This is a genomic window from Stackebrandtia nassauensis DSM 44728 (assembly GCF_000024545.1).
GTDB lineage: Bacteria > Actinomycetota > Actinomycetes > Mycobacteriales > Micromonosporaceae > Stackebrandtia > Stackebrandtia nassauensis.
Genome location: NC_013947.1, coordinates 3,125,135 through 3,147,526 on the forward strand (window position 1 = coordinate 3,125,135; position 22,392 = coordinate 3,147,526).

Consider the following 22,392-nt stretch of genomic DNA (forward strand, 5'->3'; position numbering starts at 1 on the left):
CGTCCTTCGTCCCTGGGTCGTCGTTAATTTCTCAGGGGCGCACCATGCGTTTCGCATGTCGCCACTCCCTCAAATGGACTGAACCGGCTCGCTTGATCGGATTGAGTAACAGCCCGATTATCGTCCGTGATTTGGCGTGCGTGAGCACCCTACCGCGCATGGAAAAGCGTGTCTCCCATGGAAATCACTCTTCGGGCGCGGTCTACTGTGGCCTCTCGTGTCCTTGTGGAAGAAATGTTGACTGTTCCATGTCGAATGTTAGGCTTCCACGCACCGATCGCTGAGAGCGACCGGATCGACACCCCACAGTCACGGCAACTGTGCCCCATCACCGCATCACTCGGTACGCCTTCGTGGCGATGCCCCCTGCCCGGAGGTGACCGTGCCCATGCCCACCCCCCGACCATCGCCCATCGGCCTCAGACTGTCACGGTTCGCCCTGGTCGGCCTGAGCTGCTTCGCGACCCAGGTCGTGGTCATGACCTGGCTTGCGGCCCTGGGCATGACACTGCCGCTGGCCAACGCGATCGGCTTCGTCGTGTCAGCCCAGGCCAACTTCGGACTCAGCGCCTGGTTCACCTGGGGCGACCGGCCCGCGCGTTCCCGCCCCCGGGTCCTGGCCCGCCGCTGGCTGTCCTATCAGGCCACCGCCGGACTGGCCCTGGTCGTCAACACCGTCACGTTCACCGTGGCGCTGCCCTCGGTGCCCCCGGTCATCGCTGCCGCCGCGGGAGTGGTGGTCGGTTCGGGCGTCACCTTCGTCGTCTGTCACTTCCTGATCTTCACCGCCGCTCCGCTGCGACGGCGCCTGCCAGCCGAGGAGACCCGCTGATGACCACGGAACTGCACCACCCGACGCGACAGCGCACCGCGGTCGCCGCCGCCATCGACGGCGTCGCCGTCGTCATGCCCGCCTACGGCGAGGAGGCCAACCTCGCCGCGACCGTCACCGACTTCCTGGACACACTGGACGACGCCAGGATCCCGCACGCCGTGGTCGTGGTCAACGACGGCAGCACCGACCGCACCGGCGACGTCCTCGACTCACTGGCCAGACGCTATCCCGGCCGGGTCGTGGCCGTGCACCACGACCGCAACCGCGGCTACGGCGCGGCGGTGCGTTCCGGCCTGGACGCCGCGTTGCGGCACACCGAACTGGGCCAGATCCTGCTCACCGACTCCGACCGGCAGTTCCACGCCGCCGATCTGCTGGAGTTGCGACGCCGCAAGGCCACCGAACGCGCCGACGCCATCCTGGGTTACCGGGAGCGCCGCGCCGACCCGTGGCATCGCCGCCTCAACGCCCGAGTGTGGACACTGCTGTGCAAGACGCTGCTGCGGCTGCCCGGCCGCGACGTCGACTGCGCCTACAAACTCATCGACCGCCGCCTGCTGGAGGAACTGAGCCTCACCGGTGAGGCCGCGGCGATCTCACCCGAACTGGTCAGCCGGATCACCGTGGACGGCAACCGGGTTGTGGAACACCCGGTGCGGCACTATCCGCGCACCCACGGCGAACAGACCGGCGCGCGGCTGTCGGTGGTGGCGCGGTCGCTGCTGAGCCTGGCCGGGGTCTACGCCAGACTCGTCCGCGACGCCCACCGGCTGGTGTGGCTGCGACGGCTGGCACGTCCGGCCAACCCGACCGCCGCCGTCGTCACCATCCTGGCGGCACTGCTGGCGGCCGCCGCCTATGTGTTCTATCTGGACCAGGGCGTTTTACTGGCCTACAAGGACGCCAACTCGCACCTGCTGATCGCGCGGCGCGTCGTGGCCAGTCCCACCGCCGGACTGGCCCAACTGGGCGGGGTGTGGCTGCCGCTGCCGCACCTGCTGTCGGCGCCGCTGGCGGCCTGGGAATCCTGGTACCTCAACGGTTTCGCCGGGGCCCTGATCTCGATGATCTCGTTCGTGCTGTGCGTGCGCTACCTGTACCTGCTGGGGGAGACGCTGACCCGCACCCGGCTGGGCGGCCTGGTCACGGCGGCGCTGTTCGCGGGCAACGCCAACATCCTGTACCTCCAGGCCACCGCGATGACCGAACTGCCGCTGTTCGCGTGCCTGGCCGCCGCGACTTACCACCTCGACCAATGGTGCCGGGCCGCCCGCAGCCGAGACCTGGCGGCCGCCTCGGTGGCGGTGCTGGCCGCGACCCTGACCCGCTACGAGGGCTGGGTGTTCTGCGCCGCGGCACTGGTGATCGTGATCTATGTGGAGCTGCGGCGGCACCGCAGCTACTCCAGGACCGAGTCCTCACTGGTCATCTTCGGATTCCTGGCCTGCGCGGGAATCGCGGCCTGGCTGGTGTGGAACCTGGTGATCTTCGCCGACCCGCTGTACTGGCAGCGCGGCGAGTACGCCGAGTCCTCCCTGTGGGTGGACGGCAACGACGTCAACGTCGGCGAACTGGACATCGCCTCGGGCACCTACGGACTGGCGACGTACCACAACATCGGGCTCGTCACGCTCGCGATCGCGGCGGCGGGGATGCTGCTGTACCTGATCAGACACCGGATCCGACGCGAATGGGTGGCGATCTACCCGCTGCTGGGCTTCGGACCGTTCTTCGTGGTCGCGCTGTACACCGGGCAGCGACCGCTCAACGTCGTGGAGTACACCGGCCACTTCTACAACGTCCGCTTCGGACTCATCATGCTGCTGCCCGCCGCCGTCTTCGCCGGTTACCTGATCTCCGTGGGCGTCAGCGCGGTACGGCGGTTCCGGTTCCGGTCACTGCGGTGGACGGCGGTGGCCGTCGCCGTCCTGGTAACCGCGTTCGGCATCGCCACCGTGCCGGGGGTGGTCACCCTTCGCGACGCGGTGGAGTTCCGCGAGACCGACTGGGAGAACGCCGCGACCGCGCGCTGGCTGCGCGACAACCACGACGGCGACCTGACCCTCATGATGTCGTTCGCGAACGAGTCGGTCACCTACGACTCCCGCATCCCCACCGAATCGCTGGTCTACGAGGGAACCTACCGGCTGTGGGAACGCGCACTGGCCGACCCGCACGCGCAGGGCATCGAATGGATCTACATGAGAGCCCTTCCCGACGCCGAGGACCTGGTGTGGCACGCGCTGTACGACACGCCGCAACTGGAGGACCACTACACGCTGGTCTACGAGTTCCACGACCGGCTGGTGTTCCGGTCCACAAAGGCACTGACCGAGGAGTCGGAGGGCGAGGATGACTGACGTCGACACCCGCGAGTTCAGCGCCCGGACCCTGTTCAGCCGGGGCCAGCGGATCACGCTGACGGTGATCGCGGCGGCGATCGCGATCCCGTTGGGGCTCAACCTGACCCTCGGCATCGGGCCCGAGCCACTGTGGTGGGGCCGGATGGCGATCGCGGCGACCGTGGTGCTGTACCTGGCGGTCATCGGTTTCAAACTCGCCATGATCGCCGGTTCGGGCCGCAGCAGCGCGCTGCACTTCGACCCCGGCAGCCTGACCGTGATCGCCGACGCCGCCCTGCCGCCCTACACCGTGCTGGTGCCGCTGTACCGGGAGGCGACGGTACTGCCGACACTCGTGTCACGACTGTCGGCACTGGACTATCCGCGCGACCGGCTACAGATCCTGCTGCTCATCGAGGCCGACGACGCCGAGACCCTGGACGCCGCCGTCACCTGCGCCACCGACCCGCGCTTCGAGATCGTCGTGATCCCCGACTCGGTGCCCAAGACCAAACCCAAGGCCTGCAACATCGGCCTGGCCCGCGCCGTCGGCGAGTTCTGCGTCATCTACGACGCCGAGGACCGGCCCGACCCCGACCAGCTGCGCAAGGCGGCGCTGGCGTTTCGGCTGTCGCCGCAGCGGGTGGTGTGCGTGCAGGCCGAACTCCAGTACTGGAACCCCTGGACCAACTGGCTGACCCGCTGCTTCGCCGCCGAGTACGCCACCAACTTCAGCATGACCCTGCACGGCATGGACCGCTACCGGCTGGCGATCCCGTTGGGCGGCACCTCGAACCACTTCCGCACCGACGCGCTGCGCGCCCTGGGCGGCTGGGATCCCTACAACGTCACCGAGGACGCCGACCTGGGCATCAGGATCGCGCGCCGCGGCTGGGACGTGCGCATGATGGTGTCGGTGACCGAGGAGGAGGCCAACGCCCGGCTCGGCAACTGGCTGCGGCAGCGGTCCCGCTGGATCAAGGGCTACCTGCAGACCTGGCTGGTCCACTCCCGACGGCCCTACCGGCTGTGGCGCGAGGTGGGCACCCGACGCAGTCTGGCGGTGCACCTGACCCTCGGCTTCGCGACGGTGACCACACTGGTCAACCCGGTGATGTGGGCGATGACGATCCTGTACCTGATCGTGGGTCCGCAACCGCTGGAACCCCTGTTTCCCAAGTACAACCTGTACGGCGGCGTGATCGCGATGCTGCTGGGCAACGCCTTGATGTGCTACACCCTGATGCTGGGCTGCGTCCGACGTGGACTGTTCGCGGCGGTGCGGGTGATGCTGACCATCCCGCTGTACTGGGGACTGATGAGCCTGGCCGCCTACAAGGCGCTGATCCAGTTGCTGCGCCCCAGCAAACGGCACTACTGGGAACTGACCGAGCACGGTCTGGTCCGTTCCGAAGACACAGTGGAGACCCACAATGTTTAAACGGATAGCCTTCGCCATTGTCATACTGCTGACCTCGGCGACACTGACGGCCTCGACGGCCACCGCGGCCCCGCCCGCGGACTTCGACAAGACCCTCATCAGCGACGGCCTCAACGTCCCCACGGCGTTCCGCTTCGCCTCGGGCGGAAGGATCCTGGTCGCGGAGAAGGACGGCGCCATCCGGCTGATCGTCAACGGCGTCCTGCGTGCCGACCCGATGATCACTCTGTCCACGGCCGGGGCCGACGAGCGGGGACTGCTCGGCCTGGAACTGGATCCGGCCTTCGACACCAACGGCTATGTCTACGTCGGCTACACCCACACCGACAACCGCAACCGGCTCAGCCGCTTCACCGCCACGGGGTCCACCATCGACCCCGGCTCGGAACTGGTGCTGCTCCAGTCCGACCAGGAATCCAATGTGTTCCACCACGGCGGCGAGATCCGGTTCGCACCCGACGGCACCCTGTACTGGTCGCTGGGGATGAACACGATCAACGTCAACTCCGAGCAGCTGGGCAACCTGCACGGCAAGATCCACCGCATCAACCCCGACGGCACGATTCCCGGCGACAACCCCTTCGCCGGGGTGCCCGGCGCCGAACCGTCCATCTGGGCCTACGGGCTGCGCAACCCGTTCCGCTTCGACCTGATCGGCTCCGGCCCCAACGCCGGGCGGCTGTTGTCCGGCGACGTCGGTGGCTCGGCCTGGGAGGAGATCAACCTGATCGAACGCGGCGCCAACTACGGCTGGCCGAAGGCCGAGGGCTTGTGCGACGGCTGCCCCTACGCCCAACCGGTCCACACCTACCCGCACACCGCCCCTCCGGCCAGCGCGGGATCGATCACGTCGGTGGAGATCTACACCGGCGGCCAGTTCGGAAGCCAGTACGACAACGCGGTCTTCTTCGCCGACTACACCCTCGGCTTCATCAAATACCTCAAGATGGACGACGAGTTCCGCAGCGTCATCTCCGTCAACGACTTCGACACCGCCGCGGGAACCCCGGTCCAGCTGACCACCGGACCCGACGGCGCGCTCTATCAGCTCAACATCTATCCCGGTGAGCTGTACCGGATCGCGCCCTCGGGCGGCAACCGCGCCCCCGAGGCCAAAGCCGCGGCGTCCCCCGACAACGGCCTGGCGCCGTTGCGGGTGCGGTTCTCCTCGGCGGGAAGCGACGACCCCGACAACGATCCGATCAGCTACCGGTGGGACTTCGGCGACGGCACCACCTCGACGCGCGCCAACCCGTCGCACACCTTCTTCAGGAACGGGAAGTACCAGGTCAAGCTGACCGTCAGCGACGGCACCAAGACCGACACCGCGACCGTGCCGGTCCAGGTCGGCAACCGCAGACCCAGCGCCACCATCACCGCCCCGGCCGACGGCTTCAAGTACGACGCGGGCGACACGATCTCCTTCGCCGGGACCGGAACCGACCCCGAGGACGGCAGGCTCGGGCCCGCGTCGATGTCATGGACGGTGATGTTCCACCACGCCGATCACGTGCACCCGTTCCTGGGGCCTGTGGACGGTGTCGCCTCGGGCGAGTTCACGATCCCCAGGGCGCCCGACAACCTGGCCAACACCTGGTACCGGATTCACCTGAAGGTCACCGACTCCGGCGGACTGACACGTTCCACCTATGTGGATGTCAAACCGAACCTGGTGACGCTGACGGTCAAGACCGGCACCCCGGGTCTGTCGTTCACCGTGGACGGCATCCCGCACAACGGAACCCTGACCGAGACCGCGGTGGTGGGGGTGGAGCGCACCCTGGACGTCCCGCCGTTGCAGTACGCCAACGACACCCGCTACCAGTTCGCCAGCTGGTCGGACGGCGGCGACGCCGCGCACACCATCGTCACCCCCGAGCGCGACACCGTCTACACCGTGGACTTCACCGAACTGCCACGTCCGCCGGATCCGTGGGTCGAGACCAACGTGGGTGCCCGGACCCAGGACGGATGGGCGTCCTACAAGGATGGAGAGTTCACCGTCAACGGCTCCGGGTGGGACATCTGGGACACCACCGACGAGTTCCACTACGCCAACCGTCCACTGTCGGGCGACGGCCGGATCACCGCGCGGCTGACATCCCAGACCGACACCGACGACTGGGCCAAGGCCGGGGTCATGATCAAGGAGTCCACCCAGGCCGGTGCCCGTTATGCCGCCGTCGCGGTCACTCCCGACAACGGCGTCCGCATGCAGGCCAACTTCAACGAGGACGACGGCGGCTTCGCCTACCAACCCGGAAACGCCTGGCTGCGGCTGACCCGCAGCGGGGACACCTTCACCGCCGAGACCTCCGACGACGGAACCAACTGGACGAGGATCGGGACCACGACCCTGACCATGGCCAAGGACGTGACGATCGGGCTGTTCTCCACCGCCCACGACAACACCGAGTTCTCCAAGGCGGTCTTCGACTCGGTGGACGTGTCGGGTGTGCCCGGTCCGGTCCCCGAACCGTGGACCTGCGGTGACGTCGGCGATCCGAGACTGCCCGGCTCGGCGGCCCACGAGAACGGGACCTTCACCATCACCGGAGCCGGCGACGACATCTGGGCGACCTCCGACCAGTTCCACTACTGCCACCGGCAACTGGACGGCGACGGCCGGATCACCGCGCGCGTCACCGGACAGGCCGACACCGACGACTGGGCCAAGACCGGCGTGATGATGAAACAGTCCACACAGGCTGGTTCGCCGTACGTGGCGGCGTTCGTGACCCCGGAGCACGGGGTGCGGACGCAGACCGGCTTCGACACCGACACGGCCGGAACCCAGACGGGCACACCCGCCTGGGTCCGGCTGGAACGCGTCGGTGACACCGTCACCGCCTACGAATCACCCGACGGTCAGCAGTGGACCGCGATCGCCACCGCGACACTGTCGGGCCCGGTGACCGTGGGGCTGTTCGTCACCTCCCACAACGGAAGCGTCCCCAACACGAGCACCCTCGACTCGGTCGACGTCGACGGCCCGGCGGAGGTGGAAGCGAGCTTACACAATGGAATGACGTCCGGATCCCGTGAAGATCAAGGCTGTGGGCCCTTGATATTCGGGCCCTGATCCACTTGGATGGACAGTACGCGCGTCCTGACGCTGCGACGTCGGGCGTGCGGTACCCCGCCCCCGAACGACAGGAGCCGGATCATTACTACGCAAGATCGTCAAGATTTCGGAGAAGACCCGCTCACGGTTCGCGATACGGATCACTACAAGGACGAGTACGTCACCGGGTTCGTCGAGAAGTGGGACGACCTGATCGACTGGAAGGCCCGCTACGCCAGCGAAGGCCGCTTCTTCATCGATCAGCTCAAGGAACGGGGCGTCAAGACCGTCCTGGATGTGGCCACCGGCACCGGATTCCACTCGGTGCGGCTGGTGGAGGAGGGCTTCGAGACCGTCAGCGCCGACGGCAGCCCCGAGATGCTCGCCAAGGCCTTCGCCAACGGCCTCAAACACGGCGGGCACATCCTGCGCGTCGTGCACGCCGACTGGCGCTGGCTCAACCGCGACGTCCACGGCACCTACGACGCCATCATCTGCCTGGGCAACTCCTTCACCCACCTGTTCTCGGCCCGGGACCGCCGCAAGGCGCTGGCGGAGTTCTACGCGATGCTCAAGCACGACGGCGTGCTGATCATCGACCAGCGCAACTATGACGCGCTCCTGGACGGTGACTACGGCAACAAGCACGTGTACTACTACTGCGGCGACGACGTCACCGCCGAACCGGAGTATGTGGACGAAGGGCTGGCGCGGTTCCGCTACACCTTCCCCGACAAGTCCCGGTACCACCTCAACATGTTCCCGCTGCGCAAGGAATACGTGCGCAGACTGATGCGCGAGGTGGGTTTCCAGCGGATCGACACCTACGGCGACTTCCAGGAGACGTACCACGGCGACCAGCCGGACTTCTACATCCACATCGCCGAGAAGGCCTACCACTTGGAGGAACGACGCGTGGACAGATACTCCCCGGCGGTCCAGACGGCCCGCGACTACTACAACTCCTCGGACGCCGACAACTTCTACCACACCATCTGGGGCGGCAACGATATCCACATCGGGATATACGAGCCGGGTGACGGCGACATCGCCGCCGCCAGCCGCCGCACCGTGGAGAAGATGGCCTCACGGCTGGAACTGGACGAGAACTCCCGGGTCATCGACCTCGGTTCCGGCTATGGCGGCTCCGCCCGGTACCTGGCCGCCACCTACGGATGCCAGGTCACCTGTCTCAACCTCAGCGAGGTCGAGAACACCCGCAACCGCGAGGCCAACCAGCAGGCGGGCCTCGACCATCTCATCGACGTCCTGGACGGCTCGTTCGAGGAGATCCCGGTACCCGACAAGGACTTCGACGTCGTGTGGTCCCAGGACGCCATACTCCACAGTGGCGACAGGGTGCGGGTGCTCGAGGAGGTCGCGCGGGTGCTGCGCACCGGCGGCGCCTTCGTGTTCACCGACCCGATGGCCGCCGACAACGCCGATCGCGAGGTGCTGCGCCCGATCCTCAAGCGCCTGGACCTCGACAGCATGGGCACTCCCGGTTTCTACGAACGCGAGTGCGCCGGGCAGGGTATGGCCAAGGTGGACTACGAGGACCTGCTGCCGCACCTGTCCACCCACTACGCCGCGGTGCTCGCCGAGACCGAGCGCCGGGAGGCCGAACTGCTCAAGGACGTCAGTCCCGAGTACCTGGAGCGGATGAAGACCGGCCTACAGCGGTGGGTCGACGGTGGACACTCCGGCGACCTGGCCTGGGGCGTCTTCCACTTCACCAAACGCTGACACCGACACGAACGCGGCCCCGGCTTTCGCTCCCGCCGGGGCCGCTGCTCTTTCCGTGCCGAACCCTCTACTCCAAGGCCAACCGCAGGGTCATCTTGGAGAAGTAGATGTGGTCCCCACCCCGGTTGCGCCAGCCGTAGCCGTCGGCCGCGTCGGCGGTGGACACCAGCGTGTAGTGGCCGTCAGGACCCGGCGCCCGCTTGAAGACCACGACACCCAGGCCGGGGGTGCGGTAGTCGACGGTGCCGTCGTCGGCGATGAGGTTGTTGTCCGCGTACGCCCAGGTCGTGTGGCCGACGGTGCCCGGCTTGTCGGCGTCGATGCCCCGGTCGGCCTGCCACTTGGCGGTGGCCGCGGCGGTCTTGGCACCGAAGTAACCGTCGACCCCCTCATAGGTGAGGTAGCCGTCGGCGGCCAGGATGGCCTGCCACACGATGACGATGTCGGTACCCCAGGAGTTCTTGCCGTGGTCGCTGAGCGGCGCGCCCAGTTCCCTGGCGTGGTCGTTGAAGTCGTCTGTGACCTTGTCAAGGCCGTCCACAAACGACGTCGAGGTCAGAATGGTCGGTTCGGCGGCGGCCACACCGGAGAAACCCACCGCCCCACCGACACCCAACGCGACCACACTGGCGGTCGCGGCGATTTTCCATTTGAGATTGCGCATTGGTCTGTAGTCCCCTTCGCGGAGAGAACGAAAATGACCCGGCGGCACCGGGTTCGGTTACCACCGTGCCAACGACCACCAAAGATTCCCTTAATAGACTCTTAAACGCGGTGGCACCTTGTTGCCACCGTCGTTTATCGCCGAAAGCTGAATCGGCTTTGCTGTCGGCGTAAAACCTTGGCAAAGCGACGCGGCGTCGTCCATTGTCAAGTCATGAGGATTCTCGTACTCGGCGGCACCGTCTTCCTGTCCAAGGCCGTGGCCGTCCAGGCAATGGAACGCGGCCACGACGTGACCGTCGCCGCCCGCGGCGAGAGCGGCCAGCCACCGCAAGGCGCCCGCTTCGTCAAACTCGACCGCGACAACCCGGGCGAGGGCCTGGCGGCGCTGTCGCGGGAGACCTTCGACGCCGTCGTCGACGTCGCCCGCATCCCCGCCCAGGTCAAAGCCGTGCTCGCGGCACTGGCCGACCGGGTCGGGCACTGGAGCTTCGTGTCGACCGTCAACGTCTACGCCGACAACTCCATCCCCGGACAGCACCCCGGCAACGGGAAACTCAACGACCCGATCGACGAGGACAGCACCGACCCCGACATCGAGGTGTACGGCGCCAGCAAGGTCGCCTGCGAGAACCTGGTGCGATCCGCGGTGGGGGACAAGGCGTTCATCGCGCGTCCGGGCCTGATCATCGGCCCCGGCGACCCCGGCTACCGCTTCGGCTACTGGCCCGACCGGCTCGCCGAGGCCGGTGAGGTGCTGGCACCGGGCGACCCGCAGCGGCTGGTGCAGTGGATCGACGTGCGCGACCACGCCGAGTGGATCATCGACGCGGCCGAGAACCAGGTCGTGGGCACCTTCGACGCGGTGTGCCCGCCGGTGCCGTTCCAGCGGTTCCTGGACGGCGTCGCCGAGGGCATGGGCACCACCCCCGAGTTCACCTGGGTGGACCAGGACTTCGTCCAGGCCCACGAGATCAACCCGTGGTCGGGGGAGCAGTCACTGCCGATGTGGCTGCCGCTGCCCGAATACGCCGGGATGCTGACCCACGACGTGACCGCCTCGGTCGCCGCCGGGATGCGCAACCGCCCCGTCGCGGAATCCGCCGCCGACTGGTACGCGTCCATGAAGGACAAACCCCGCGACCCCCAGAAAGGACTCACCCGCGCCAGGGAGGCCGAGGTGCTGGCCGCCTGGCACGGGCGAGACAAGTCCTAGTACGAGTTGTAGTCGTTGAAGTCGTAACCGACGGAAGCGCCCACGGCGATGTAGAGCACGATGAACACGATCAGGACGACGAACGCGGAGATACCCAGGATCAACCCGGCCATCGCCATACCCTTACCGCGGGCCTCACCCTTGTTGACCTGGGACAGCCCGATGGCACCGAAGATGATCGCCAGGATGCCGGTGATCGTTCCGATGTAGCAGCAGAACACCAGCGGAATCGACACGATGCCCAGGATCATCGAGGTCAGCGGCATGCCCTGCGGCAGCTCCTGCTCGGGCATGTAACCGGGCGTCTGCTGGTACGCCGGTTGCTGGTATCCGGACTGCTGGTAGCCAGGCTGCTGATACCCCGGTTGCTGGTATCCGGGCTGTTGATAGCCGGGCTGCTGCTGCGGGTAATACCCGCCCGAGGTGGGCTGCTGAGGCGGCGGCGAGTCCGGGTACTGCGTGTACGGATCGTCGGGCTGCTGCGCCGAAGGGTCGTAGGTCACCGGTCGACATTATCCCGGCATCGCAACGAGGCAAAATACCGGTGGTGACGTCGCATGGGTCACAGGTTGTGGAGCAAATGTTGAGCCTGCTCATAGCCTGTGCCGCCATGAGAAGGTCGACATTCCTCAAGGTCGCGGCGGCCGGAGCGCTGGGCGCGGGTCTGGCGGCCACGGGGTCCCTGGCCCACGCGGCCGGACGGCGCGAGCCGACCCGGGCGCTGGAGGTCAAGAAGATCGCCGACCTGACCGGCCCGGGCATCACCACCCGGTTCCGGATGGAAGCCACCGACCTGGGCATCCCCGCCACGACCCCCGACGGCCGGACGCTGTTCGTCTTCGGCGACACCTTCGAGAACGCCCAGGTGGGCGGCGGCTGGTGGCGCTCCCCGGTCGCGCTGTGGTCCGAGACCGGCGACCTCAACGGCGGCGTCACCTGGTCGGGCGCCGTCGGCGGCGACGCCGCCCAGCAGCTGTGGGCCTACGACCACGACAACCCGCAGTTCTCCACCGTCCTGCCCTCCGACGTGATCACCATCGGCGACACCATGTACCTGCACGCCATGGTGAACAAGGGCCTGGGCAATGTGGTGTGGACCGAGATCTGGCGCTCCGACGACTCCGGCGCCACCTGGGCCCACACCGGCGCCAAGTTCGCCCCCGACCTGCACGGCGGCATGTTCCAGCTGCTGACCTGGGGACTGGGCGACGACGGCTACGTCTACCTGTTCTCCACCGGGTTCCAGCGCGACAAGCCGATGATCCTGCAGCGGGTGCCCGCCGACAAGATCGCCGACCCGGCCGCCTACGAACCCTGGGGCTGGAAGGCCGAGGGCGGTTGGGCCTGGGGCAACCCGCCCAGCCCGGTCCTGGAGGGCCGCTTCGGCGAACTGTGCCTGCGCCCCCTGGACGGCAAGTGGGTGCTGACCTGGTTCAACGAGGGCGACTACCGCATCGACGGCATCATCATGGACACCCCGACGTCCAATCTGTACGAAGCCAGACGGGAGACGCTGCTGTGGGGGACCTCGTGGGGCAACGAGGACGACTCACACGTGGCCCAGTTGTACGGCGGCTACATCATCCCCGGCTCCACCATCGGTGAACTGCACCTGGCCGTCAGCCAGTGGAACACCAACGACGGCTGGCCCTACCGGGTGATGCAGCACCGGGTACGCGGCTTCACCCCGTAACGACAGTTCGCCGCTGCGGTAGTGCTTGCGGCACAACACTTGGTAGTGGATGGAGGCGGCGTCGGTGTCGCCGACGAGGAACCGCTCGCCCTCGCGCACCAGCTGGCCGCCCGCGACGCGGGCGTTGAGGACGCCGTCGGCACCGCACCAGCACAGCACCTCGACCTGAAGCCGGGCCACCTCGTCGGCCAGTTCGAACAGCCGCGCCGCCGCCGGGAACAGGGTGGAGGTGAAGTCGGTGGCCAGCCCGAAGGCGTAGACGTCCACGCCGTGCTGGTCGACCAGGTCGGCCATCTGCTCGACGTGCTCGCAGGTGAAGAAGTTCGCCTCGTCGCAGATGACGTAGTCGACGCCCAGCCCCGAGGCCAGTTCGAGCAGGTTGTCGCCGTCGGCCAGTTCGATGGCGTCGCGGGTCAGGCCGATGCGGGTGGTGACGCGGGGCCGCCCCGAGCGGTCGTGCCGGGTCAGCAGCAGTCCGTTTCGTCCCTGCCGGGTGTGATTGTGGTGAATCTGCAACGCCAAAGTGGACTTTCCGCAGTCCATGGGGCCGTAGTAGAACTTCAGCCGGGCGCCGTGGCGGGGGTGTCGAGGGGGAGAAACGGTCACGACCAGCGAGCCTAAACGATCGACAATCGAGGGTCCGCCACCGGAGGGGGACCGGTGGCTGTGCTAACGCCGCCTAGACCTTCGCCGGTGGCGTGTTGCCCGCCGCGATGATGGCCTTGCGCACCGGCACCAGCAACAGCAGGACGAAGCCCAGGGCGAAGAACACGATCAGCGACAGGATCGCGATCCGGTAGCTGTCGGTCATGGCGATCGCCAATCCGAACAGCAACGGCCCCATCCAGCTGGTGCCCCGGTCGGAGATCTCGTACAGACCGAAGTACTCGCCCTCCTTGCCCTTGGGGATCAGCTGGCTGAACATGGACCGGCTCAGCGCCTGCGAACCGCCCAGGACCAGTCCGATGCCCACGCCCATGATCAACAGCATCGCGAAGTTCTCCGCCGGGACGAAGTAGGCGAACACGACGATCGCCACCCACACCAGCAGGCTGCCCAGCACGGTCGCCTTGGCGCCGTACAGTTTCGCCAGCCAACCCATGACCATCGCACCGCCGAAGGCCACGAACTGCACCAGCAGGATGACCGGCATGAGCGCGTCGAGTTCGAAACCCAGTTCCTCGGCGCCGTAGGTCCCGGCCATGTTGAACACGGTCTGGATGCCGTCGTTGTAGACCAGGAACGCGATCAGGAAGAAGATGCTCAGCGGATAGTTCCGCATGTCCTTCAGGGTGCGCCAGAACTGTTTGAACCCGGCGGTGAGGACGAACCCGCGGTACTCACCCTCCAGTGCCGGACGGTCGCGCAACCACGCCACCGTCAGCGTCGTGAACCCCGCCCACCACACGCCCGCCGACACCAGCGACCAGCGGGCCATGTCGGCCTGGTTCTCGCTGCCGCCCAACACGACCGCGATGACGTTGAACAGCAGCAGCGTGCCGCCGCCCAGGTAGCCGATGGCCCAGCCCCGGCTGGACACCTTGTCGCGGTCCGGTTCGGCGGCGATCTGCGGCAGGAAGGAGTTGTACACGACGACACTGGCGCCGAAGGAGACGTTGGCGATGAGGAACAGCCACGCCCCCAACATGTACCGGTCGCCGGTGAGGAACACCAGTCCGCAGGTGGAGGCCGCCCCGGTGTAGGCCATGATGGACAGCAGCCGCTTCTTGCGGGAGGTGCGGTCGGCGATCGCGCCGACCACCGGCATCACCACGACCTGCAGGATCACCGACAGGCTGGTGACATAGGGCCACAGTTCCTTGGCGCTGATGGACAGTCCATAGACGTCGATGTCACCGTTGCCGTCGGCGCCGACCTTGGCGATGGCCGTCAGGTACGGACCCAGAAAAGCCGTGACCACAGTGGTGGGAAACGCCGAGTTCGCCCAGTCGTAGGCGTACCAGCCCGCGCGTTCGCGCGGCGTGCTGACGATGTCGGTGGTTGTCACGAACAGCCCTTTGACTCAGGCGGGCCACAGGCCGCGCGCACGGTAGACATCGGCAAGTATGTCGAGTCGATCGGTCATGATGCCGTCCACCCCCAGATCGAGCAACGCCGATATCGTCTGCGCATCGTCGACAGTCCATACATGGACGTCGATGCCCAGGCGGTGGGCGTGCCGCACGAACCGCTCGTCCACCACCTTGATCCGGCCCCGGTACAGCGGCACCTGCACCGCCGGGGCCCGGGGCACGAAACCCAGCAGCCCGGCGGCGAACCCCAGCCGGGAGGCGGCCCACAGCCGGGCCACCTCACGCGTGCCCATGGCGGTGGCCAGCCGGGGACTGGTGGCGGCGCGCACCCGCGCCAGCCGCGCGTCCGAGAACGATCCGATCAGGACCCGGTCGCGGGCCGCGGCGCCCGCGACGGCGTCCAGGACCGGCTGCACCGCCGCGTCGGACTTGGTGTCGATGTTGAAGCGGATCCCCGGCCACGACGCCAGCGTGTCGTCCAGCCGGGGGATCAGCGGCTCGCCGTTCAACCGGATCGTGCGCAGATCGCTCCACTTCAGAGATGCGATCGTGACACTGTCTCCGGTCAATCGCGACAGATCGTGGTCGTGGAACAACACCGCGACACCGTCCCGGCTGGCGTGCGCGTCGGTCTCCAGGTACCGGTACCCGCACGCCACGGCGCGCGCGAACGCCGCCGGGGTGTTCTCGTCGCCGTCGGCCGCCCCGCCCCGGTGGGCGAAGGCCAGCGGACGGCCCCCGTTCAGGAACGGGTACGGCCCCAGGACCCGGCGTCGGGGGAAGTGAATAGCCCGCATCGGCCGAGTATCCACCATCGCGGGATTGACGGGGTTTCGTACGTTTATGAGATGTTTGCGGCTTTCGGGGCCGCCACCGGCATATCCCAGCGGGAACCCGCCCATTAGGGTGTGCATTCGAACTAGGAGACTTTGCTTCATGCGTGTGCTCGGAATTGACTTTGGAACGTCCAACACGGTGGCGATCCTGCGGATGAACGACGGCCGCGTCAAGCCGTTGTTGTTCGACGGTTCCCCGATGCTGCCCTCGGCGATCTTCCTGGCCTCCGACGGCCGGATGCTGGTGGGCCGTGACGCCGAACGCAACGCGCGGATGGACCCCGCGCGGTTCGAGCCGAACCCCAAACGCCGCATCGACGACACCACGATCTTCCTTGGCGACCAGGAGATCCCGGTCTCCCGGGCGATGGCCTACGTCCTCGAGCACGTCACGGCCGAGGCCCGCCGCCAGCTGGGCGGACCCCCCGAGGTCGTGCGCATGACCCACCCGGCGCGCTGGGGCGAGCGCCGCCGCAACCTGCTGCTGGAGGCCGCCAAGTTCGCCGGACTCCCCAAACCGCAGCTCATCCCCGAGCCGGTGGGCGCGGCCTCCTACTTCACCTCCGTGCTGGGCACCGCCGTCCCGGTGGGCCGGGCACTGGCCATCTACGACTTCGGCGGCGGCACCTTCGACGCGACCGTGGTGCGCCGCACCCAGACCGGCTTCGAGGTGCTCAGCGAGGAAGGTCTGCCCGATGTGGGCGGTCTGGACTTCGACCACGGCATCGTCGAACACCTCGGCAAGACCTACGGCGTCAGCCACGCCCAGGCCTGGGCCCGGCTGATGAACCCCACCGACGACAAGGACCGCCGCTACCGGCGCACCCTCTACGAGGACGCCCGCGACGCCAAACAGACCCTGTCGCGCGCCTCCTCGGCCGACATCCACCTGCCGACCATGGAGGTCGACGCCCACCTCACCCGCGAGGAGTTCGACGGCATCGCCCGTCCGCTCATCGAGCGCACCATCGAGTGCATGCAACGGGCCATCGCGGGCGCCAAGCAGCAGCCCAAGGACCTGGTGGGCATCTTCCTGGTCGGCGGTTCCAGCCGGATCCCGATGGCCGCCAGCCTGATCCACACCGGACTGGGCGTGGCGCCGCGGACCTTCGAGCAGCCCGAGACCGTCGTGGTCGAGGGCGCGCTGGCCATCGGCGGCGCCGCCGCGGGCAACCGCCCGGTCAGCGGCCCGGCCGCTCCCGGCCGTCCGATCTCGGGGCCGCCGCAGCGCCCTCCGATGCAACAGCAACAACGGCCGCCGATGCAGCAACAGCAGCGTCCCCCGATGCAGCAGCCGATGGCGCCGCGACCGCAGATGCCGCCCGCACCGCGTCCCATCCAGCAGCCGATGGCGCCCCGTCCGCAGATGCCGCCCGCACCCCGGCCGATGCCGATGCAGCAGCAACAACCGCGGGCACCGCGCAAGAAGGCCAGCCAGGAACCCGCGGTCGTGGTGACCATTGTGATCGCCGCGATCCTGGTGGTGGGCTTCATCATCCTGCTGATAGCGGCGCTCGTCTGACGGGCCTTCGCGCGTGCGGTGACACACCCGGCGGTTAACCTGTCCGACGTGGTCACCGAAACCGGCGCCAGCCTGCCATACCGTCCCGCCCCCGGTACGATTCCCGAATCGCCGGGGGTGTACCGCTTCCGCGACACCGACGGACGCGTCATCTACGTCGGCAAGGCCAAGAGCCTGCGGCAGCGGCTGAACTCGTACTTCGCCGACCCGACCAAGCTGCACCCGCGCACCTACCAGATGGTGCACACCGCGACCTCCGTCGACTGGGTGGTGCTGGCCACCGAGGTCGAGGCGCTGCAACTGGAGTACACCTGGATCAAGAAGTACGACCCGCGGTTCAACGTCATGTACCGCGACGACAAGTCGTACCCGTACCTGGCAGTCACCCTCGACGAGGAGTACCCCAGGCTCCAGGTCATGCGGGGCGACCGCCGCAAGGGCGTGCGCTACTTCGGGCCCTACTCGCACGCCTGGGCCATCCGCGAGACCCTCGACCTGCTGCTGCGGGTTTTCCCGGCCCGCACCTGCGGGGCCTCGGTGTTCAACCGGGCCCGCAAGATCAACCGGCCCTGCCTGCTGGGCGACATCGGCAAGTGCGCCGCCCCCTGCGTGGGGCGGGTCAGCGCCGCCGAGCACCGCGAGATCGTGGACGAGTTCTGCGCGTTCATGGCCGGAAAGACCGACACCTTCGTCAAACGCGTCGAGGCCGAGATGCACGAGGCCTCCGAGGCGCTGGACTTCGAGCGCGCCGCCCGCCGCCGCGACGACCTGGCCGCGCTGCATCGGGCGCTGGAGAAGCAGCTGGTGGTGCTCGCCGAGGACAAGGGCACCGACATCGACGTGGTGGAGATGTTCGACGACGAGTTGCAGGCGGCGGTGCAGGTCTTCCACGTCCGCGGCGGCCGGGTCACCGGGCAGCGCGGCTGGATCGTCGACAAACCCGAGGGCGTCACCGACGGCGACCTCGTCCACTCGCTGTGCACCCAGTTCTATGGTGGACGGTCGGGTAAGGACATTCCGAAGGAGGTGCTGGTCCCGGCGCTGCCGGAGGACGCGACCGCGCTCACCGACTGGCTGTCGGAACTGCGCGGTTCGAAGGTGGGGGTGCGCATCCCGCAGCGCGGCGACAAGAAGGCGCTGGCCGAGACCGTCAAACGCAACGCCGAGCAGGCCCTGGTGCAGCACAAACTCAAACGCGCCTCCGACCTGACCACCCGGGGCAAGGCCCTGGAGGAACTGGCCGAGGCGCTGGACCTGCCCGGCGCCCCGCTGCGGATCGAGTGTTTCGACGTGTCCCAGATGCAGGGCACCGACGTGGTGGCCAGCATGGTGGTCTTCGAGGACGGCCTGCCGCGCAAGGCCGAGTACCGGCGGTTCGTGGTGCGCGGCGAACGCACCGACGACCTGGCCTCGATGCACGAGGTGCTGACGCGGCGGCTGAGCAAGGTCGACGAGAGCGCGCCGCTCATCGACGAGGACGGCAAGAAACGCCGCTTCGCCTACCCGCCACAGCTTCTGGTCGTCGACGGGGGTGCCCCGCAGGTGGCGGTGGCCGACAACGTCCTGGCCGAGCAGGGCATCGACACGGTCAACGTGTGCGGCCTGGCCAAGCGGCTGGAGGAGGTGTGGCTGCCGGGGGAGGAGTACCCGGTGATCCTGCCGCGCCGCTCCGAGGCGCTGTACCTGTTGCAGCGGGTCCGCGACGAGGCGCACCGCTTCGCGATCTCGCTGCACCGCAAGCGGCGGGGCAAGAAGGTGACCGCCTCGGCCCTCGACAGCGTCCCGGGCCTGGGCCCGACGCGCCGCAAGGCGCTGTTGCGGCACTTCGGCTCGGTCAAGAAGATCCGAGAAGCCACAGTGGACGAGATAGCGGAGGTGACCGGCATCGGCCCCGCCCTGGCGGCCACCATCACCGCCTCGCTGACCGAGGGCGCGACGCCAACGGCCGCAGCCGATCAGCCGGAAACCGTGGCCGAGGGCGACAAGCCCGAAGCCGACGCGCGGGACACGGAGCCGAGGCCGTCCGACGCCGCCGAATCCGAGAGCTCGGGCACCGAGCCGTCCGACGCTGTGAGCAGTGCCGAGGCGCCGGTCACACAGGACGGGTCCGGCTTGGGAAACCCGGGCCACGACGCCGGGTCGTGAGCCGGGTCCCGCTCGCGGGCGGGCATACTCGACGAATGCCGGATCTCGTCTCGCCGCCGGGCGCCGAACGCAGCCGCGCCGACCTCGACCTGGTCATCGTGACCGGTACCTCGGGGGGTGGCCGCAGCACCGTCGCCAAGGCCCTGGAAAACGTCGGCTACTACGTCGTCGACAACCTGCCCGAAGCCCTCATGGTGACCATGGCCGAACTGGTCTTCGAGTCCGGCGACGCCACCCGCCGCACCGCCATGGTGCTGGACGTGCGCTCGCACGCCTTCACCGCCGACCTGGTCGGCGCCGTCGCCGAACTGAAGAACCGCGGCTTCAAGCCCAAGGTCGTGTTCGTCGACGCCGAGGACGACGTCCTGGTGCGCCGTTACGAGAAGGTGCGCCGCGCCCACCCGTTGCAGGGCTCGGGACGGATCCTGGACGGCATCGCCGCCGAACGCGAAGTGCTGGCCTCGGCCCGCGAGACCGCCGACGCCCTCATCGACACCTCCAACCTCAACGAGAACCAGCTGCGGGCCCGGGTGGAGGAACTGTTCGCCCCCGCCGACACCCGCCGGGTGCGCATCACGACGCTGTCGTTCGGCTTCAAGCACGGCATCCCGCTGGACGCCGACTTCGTCGTGGACGTGCGGTTCCTGCCCAACCCGTACTGGATCCCCGAACTGCGCGAGCACACCGGCACCGAGTCCGACGTGTCCAAGTACGTGCTCAGTCAGGCCGGAGCCGACGACTTCCTGGCCACCTTCACCGACCTGATCAGCACCACCGTGCCCGGTTTCGAGCGCGAGGGCAAACGCTACGTGACCATCGCGGTGGGCTGCACCGGCGGCAAACACCGCAGCGTCGCCATCGCCGAGGCTCTGGCCGACCGGCTGCGCGCCGTCGGGTTGTCGGCCTACCCGCACCACCGTGACATGGGACTCGAATGAGGAGGCGGGTCGTCGCGCTGGGAGGCGGCAAGGGCCTCTCGGCGGCATTGAAGGCGCTGCGCGGCTTCGATGTGGACCTCACCGCGATCGTCACCGTCGCCGACGACGGCGGCTCCTCGGGACGACTGCGCGAAACCCGGGACCTGGTGCCACCGGGGGATCTGCGCAAGGCCCTCATCGCGCTGTCAAGGCGCGACGACGAACTGTCCGAAGTGTTCGCCCACCGCTTCGGCGGCGACGACTCGCTGGCCGGACACGCCGTCGGCAACCTGCTGCTGGCCGGACTCATGGACACCCTCGGCGACCCGGTGGCCGCCGTCGAGGCCGCCGCCCGGATGCTCAACGTGGACGGACGAGTGTTGCCGATGGCCACCGTCCCGCTCGACATCGAGGCCGAGATCGAGTTCGAACGCGAATCCCGGGTGGTGCGCGGCCAACACGCCGTGGCCGTCAGCGACGGCATCGTGCGCCACCTGCGGCTCCACCCCGCCGCCCCCAAGGCCTGCCCCCAGGCGCTGGACGCCATCGCCGCCGCCGACTGGCTGATCCTGGGCCCCGGATCCTGGTACACCAGCGTCATCCCGCACCTGCTGGTCCCCGACCTGCGCGACGCCATCGAGGCCAGCCCCGCCCGGCGTGTCGTCGTCCTGAATCTCACCCGGGAGAATGAAACCGACGGCCTGTCACTGGCCGAACACCTGGTGGCGCTGCGTGCCTACTCGCCCGGCTTCACCGCCGACGTCGTCGTGGCCGACACCCAGGCCACCGGTGAGCCCGAACCGGTGGCGCGTGCGGCACAATCTTTGGGGGCACGCCTGCTGCTGGCCCCGGTCGCCGCGTCCGGCCGCTGCGACCGCCACGACTGGCGGGCACTGGCCGACGCCTTGCGACCAGTCATAGATCACGCCGAGGTGGGGAAGTAACGATATGGCGATGACGGCTTCCGTCAAGGATGAACTGAGCCGCATAGACAACAGCAAACCGTGCTGCCGACGCTCCGAGATGAGCGCGCTGTTCCGGTTCGCCGGGGGACTGCACCTGGTGGGCGGTTCACTGGTGGTGGAAGCCGAACTGGACGCGGGCAGCGTGGCGCGGCGGCTGCGGGCCGCCATCCAGGACGCCTACGGCTACGACAGCGAGATGCAGGTGCTCACCGCCGGTGGCCTGCGCCGCCACACCCACTACGTGCTGCGGGTCATCAACGACGGCGAGGCCCTGGCCCGCCAGACCGGCCTGCTGGACGCCCGGGGCCGCCCGGTGCGGGGCCTGCCCGCCCACGTGGTGGCCGGGAACCTGTGCTGCGCCGAGGCCGCCTGGCGGGGCGCGTTCATGGCCCACGGCTCCCTGACCGAACCGGGCCGCTCCAGTTCGCTGGAGATCACCTGCCCGGGCCCGGAATCGGCGCTGGCGCTGGTGGGCGCGGCCCGGCGACTGGGCATCACCGCCAAGGCCCGCGACGCCCGCGGCGTCGACCGGGTGGTCATCCGCGACGGCGACGCCATCGGCCAGCTGCTGGTGCGGCTGGGCGCCCACGCCGGGGTGCTGGCCTGGGAGGAACGCCGGGTGCGGCGCGAGGTGCGTGCCACCGCCAACCGGCTGGCCAACTTCGACGACGCCAACCTGCGCCGCTCGGCCCGCGCGGCGGTCGCCGCCGCCGCGAAGGTCTCCAGAGCCCTGGAACTGCTGGGCGACGAGGTTCCCGGCCACCTCGCCGAGGCCGGACGGCTGCGGCTGGCCAACCGGCAGGCGTCCCTTGAGGAGCTCGGCGCCATGGCCGACCCGCCGCTGACCAAGGACGCCATCGCCGGGCGGATCCGCCGCCTCATCAACCTCGCCAACAAGCACGCCGCCGCGGCCGGGGAACCGCCGGTGGAGGCCGTCGTCACCGACGAGATGCTGGTGGCCTGACGGCCGGTGC

Annotated in this window: 16 protein-coding genes and 1 pseudogene; 12 read left to right on the top strand and 5 right to left on the bottom strand. The window is 68.4% G+C overall.

Annotated elements, in window-relative coordinates:
• Positions 1-388 precede the first annotated feature (388 nt).
• The 5 genes from SNAS_RS14595 to SNAS_RS14615 are packed head-to-tail and all read left to right on the top strand — an operon-like array spanning position 389 to position 9,428.
• Positions 389-832 carry a GtrA family protein gene (locus SNAS_RS14595; protein ID WP_013018208.1) on the top strand — a complete coding sequence of 148 codons (444 nt, stop codon included), beginning with the start codon at positions 389-391 and terminating at the stop codon, positions 830-832.
• Complete coding sequence (locus SNAS_RS14600) at positions 832-3,195, top strand: glycosyltransferase (protein ID WP_013018209.1); 2,364 nt, start codon at positions 832-834, stop codon at positions 3,193-3,195. Before SNAS_RS14595 ends, SNAS_RS14600 begins: the two co-directional genes overlap by 1 nt.
• The gene (locus SNAS_RS14605; RefSeq protein ID WP_013018210.1) at positions 3,188-4,618 is read left to right on the top strand and encodes a glycosyltransferase family 2 protein; all 1,431 of its coding nucleotides are present in this window, start codon (positions 3,188-3,190) and stop codon (positions 4,616-4,618) included. Before SNAS_RS14600 ends, SNAS_RS14605 begins: the two co-directional genes overlap by 8 nt.
• On the top strand, positions 4,611-7,700 hold the full coding sequence (locus SNAS_RS37200) for a PQQ-dependent sugar dehydrogenase (protein ID WP_013018211.1): 3,090 nt from the start codon (positions 4,611-4,613) through the stop codon (positions 7,698-7,700). Before SNAS_RS14605 ends, SNAS_RS37200 begins: the two co-directional genes overlap by 8 nt.
• Positions 7,701-7,709: 9 nt before the next feature.
• Complete coding sequence (locus tag SNAS_RS14615; RefSeq protein WP_013018212.1) at positions 7,710-9,428, top strand: glycine/sarcosine N-methyltransferase; 1,719 nt, start codon at positions 7,710-7,712, stop codon at positions 9,426-9,428.
• A gap of 67 nt (positions 9,429-9,495) precedes the next feature.
• Here the strand turns inward: SNAS_RS14615 and SNAS_RS14620 are convergent, their stop codons facing one another.
• On the bottom strand, positions 9,496-10,092 hold the full coding sequence (locus SNAS_RS14620; protein ID WP_013018213.1) for a peptidoglycan-binding domain-containing protein: 597 nt from the start codon (positions 10,090-10,092) through the stop codon (positions 9,496-9,498).
• 213 nt (positions 10,093-10,305) lie between these two features.
• On the opposite strand from SNAS_RS14620, the gene SNAS_RS14625 reads away from it, so the two are divergent.
• On the top strand, positions 10,306-11,307 hold the full coding sequence (locus SNAS_RS14625) for an NAD-dependent epimerase/dehydratase family protein (RefSeq protein ID WP_013018214.1): 1,002 nt from the start codon (positions 10,306-10,308) through the stop codon (positions 11,305-11,307).
• Here the strand turns inward: SNAS_RS14625 and SNAS_RS32795 are convergent.
• Positions 11,304-11,810, bottom strand: a complete 507-nt coding sequence (locus tag SNAS_RS32795; protein WP_013018215.1) for a DUF4190 domain-containing protein — start codon at positions 11,808-11,810, stop codon at positions 11,304-11,306. The two genes, SNAS_RS14625 and SNAS_RS32795, sit on opposite strands and share 4 nt — an antisense overlap.
• Positions 11,811-11,917: 107 nt before the next feature.
• Here SNAS_RS32795 and SNAS_RS14635 point away from each other — a divergent pair, with 107 nt between their 5' ends.
• Positions 11,918-13,000, top strand: coding sequence for a DUF4185 domain-containing protein (locus SNAS_RS14635; protein WP_041624888.1), 1,083 nt, complete (start codon positions 11,918-11,920; stop codon positions 12,998-13,000).
• A gap of 3 nt (positions 13,001-13,003) precedes the next feature.
• Here the strand turns inward: SNAS_RS14635 and SNAS_RS36730 are convergent.
• From SNAS_RS36730 to SNAS_RS14650, 3 genes and pseudogenes are all read right to left on the bottom strand, one after another.
• A pseudogene (locus SNAS_RS36730) lies at positions 13,004-13,633 on the bottom strand (thymidine kinase); the annotation flags it as partial.
• 46 nt (positions 13,634-13,679) lie between these two features.
• Positions 13,680-15,008 carry an MFS transporter gene (locus SNAS_RS14645; RefSeq protein ID WP_013018217.1) on the bottom strand — a complete coding sequence of 443 codons (1,329 nt, stop codon included), beginning with the start codon at positions 15,006-15,008 and terminating at the stop codon, positions 13,680-13,682.
• 15 nt (positions 15,009-15,023) lie between these two features.
• Complete coding sequence (locus SNAS_RS14650; RefSeq protein WP_013018218.1) at positions 15,024-15,830, bottom strand: glycerophosphodiester phosphodiesterase family protein; 807 nt, start codon at positions 15,828-15,830, stop codon at positions 15,024-15,026.
• 139 nt (positions 15,831-15,969) lie between these two features.
• On the opposite strand from SNAS_RS14650, the gene SNAS_RS14655 reads away from it, so the two are divergent.
• The 5 genes from SNAS_RS14655 to whiA are packed head-to-tail and all read left to right on the top strand — an operon-like array spanning position 15,970 to position 22,382.
• Positions 15,970-17,391, top strand: coding sequence for an Hsp70 family protein (locus SNAS_RS14655; RefSeq protein WP_013018219.1), 1,422 nt, complete (start codon positions 15,970-15,972; stop codon positions 17,389-17,391).
• Positions 17,392-17,439: 48 nt separating this feature from the next.
• Positions 17,440-19,536 (top strand): excinuclease ABC subunit UvrC, encoded by a 2,097-nt coding sequence (uvrC, locus tag SNAS_RS14660; protein ID WP_244409145.1) that lies wholly within the window; start codon positions 17,440-17,442, stop codon positions 19,534-19,536.
• 35 nt (positions 19,537-19,571) lie between these two features.
• Complete coding sequence (rapZ, locus tag SNAS_RS14665; protein ID WP_013018221.1) at positions 19,572-20,474, top strand: RNase adapter RapZ; 903 nt, start codon at positions 19,572-19,574, stop codon at positions 20,472-20,474.
• Positions 20,471-21,397: a gluconeogenesis factor YvcK family protein gene (locus SNAS_RS14670; RefSeq protein WP_013018222.1), complete on the top strand. Its 927-nt coding sequence runs from the start codon at positions 20,471-20,473 to the stop codon at positions 21,395-21,397. The genes rapZ and SNAS_RS14670 overlap by 4 nt, the downstream gene beginning before the upstream one ends.
• 4 nt (positions 21,398-21,401) lie before the next feature.
• Complete coding sequence (gene whiA / locus SNAS_RS14675; protein ID WP_013018223.1) at positions 21,402-22,382, top strand: DNA-binding protein WhiA; 981 nt, start codon at positions 21,402-21,404, stop codon at positions 22,380-22,382.
• Positions 22,383-22,392 lie beyond the last annotated feature (10 nt).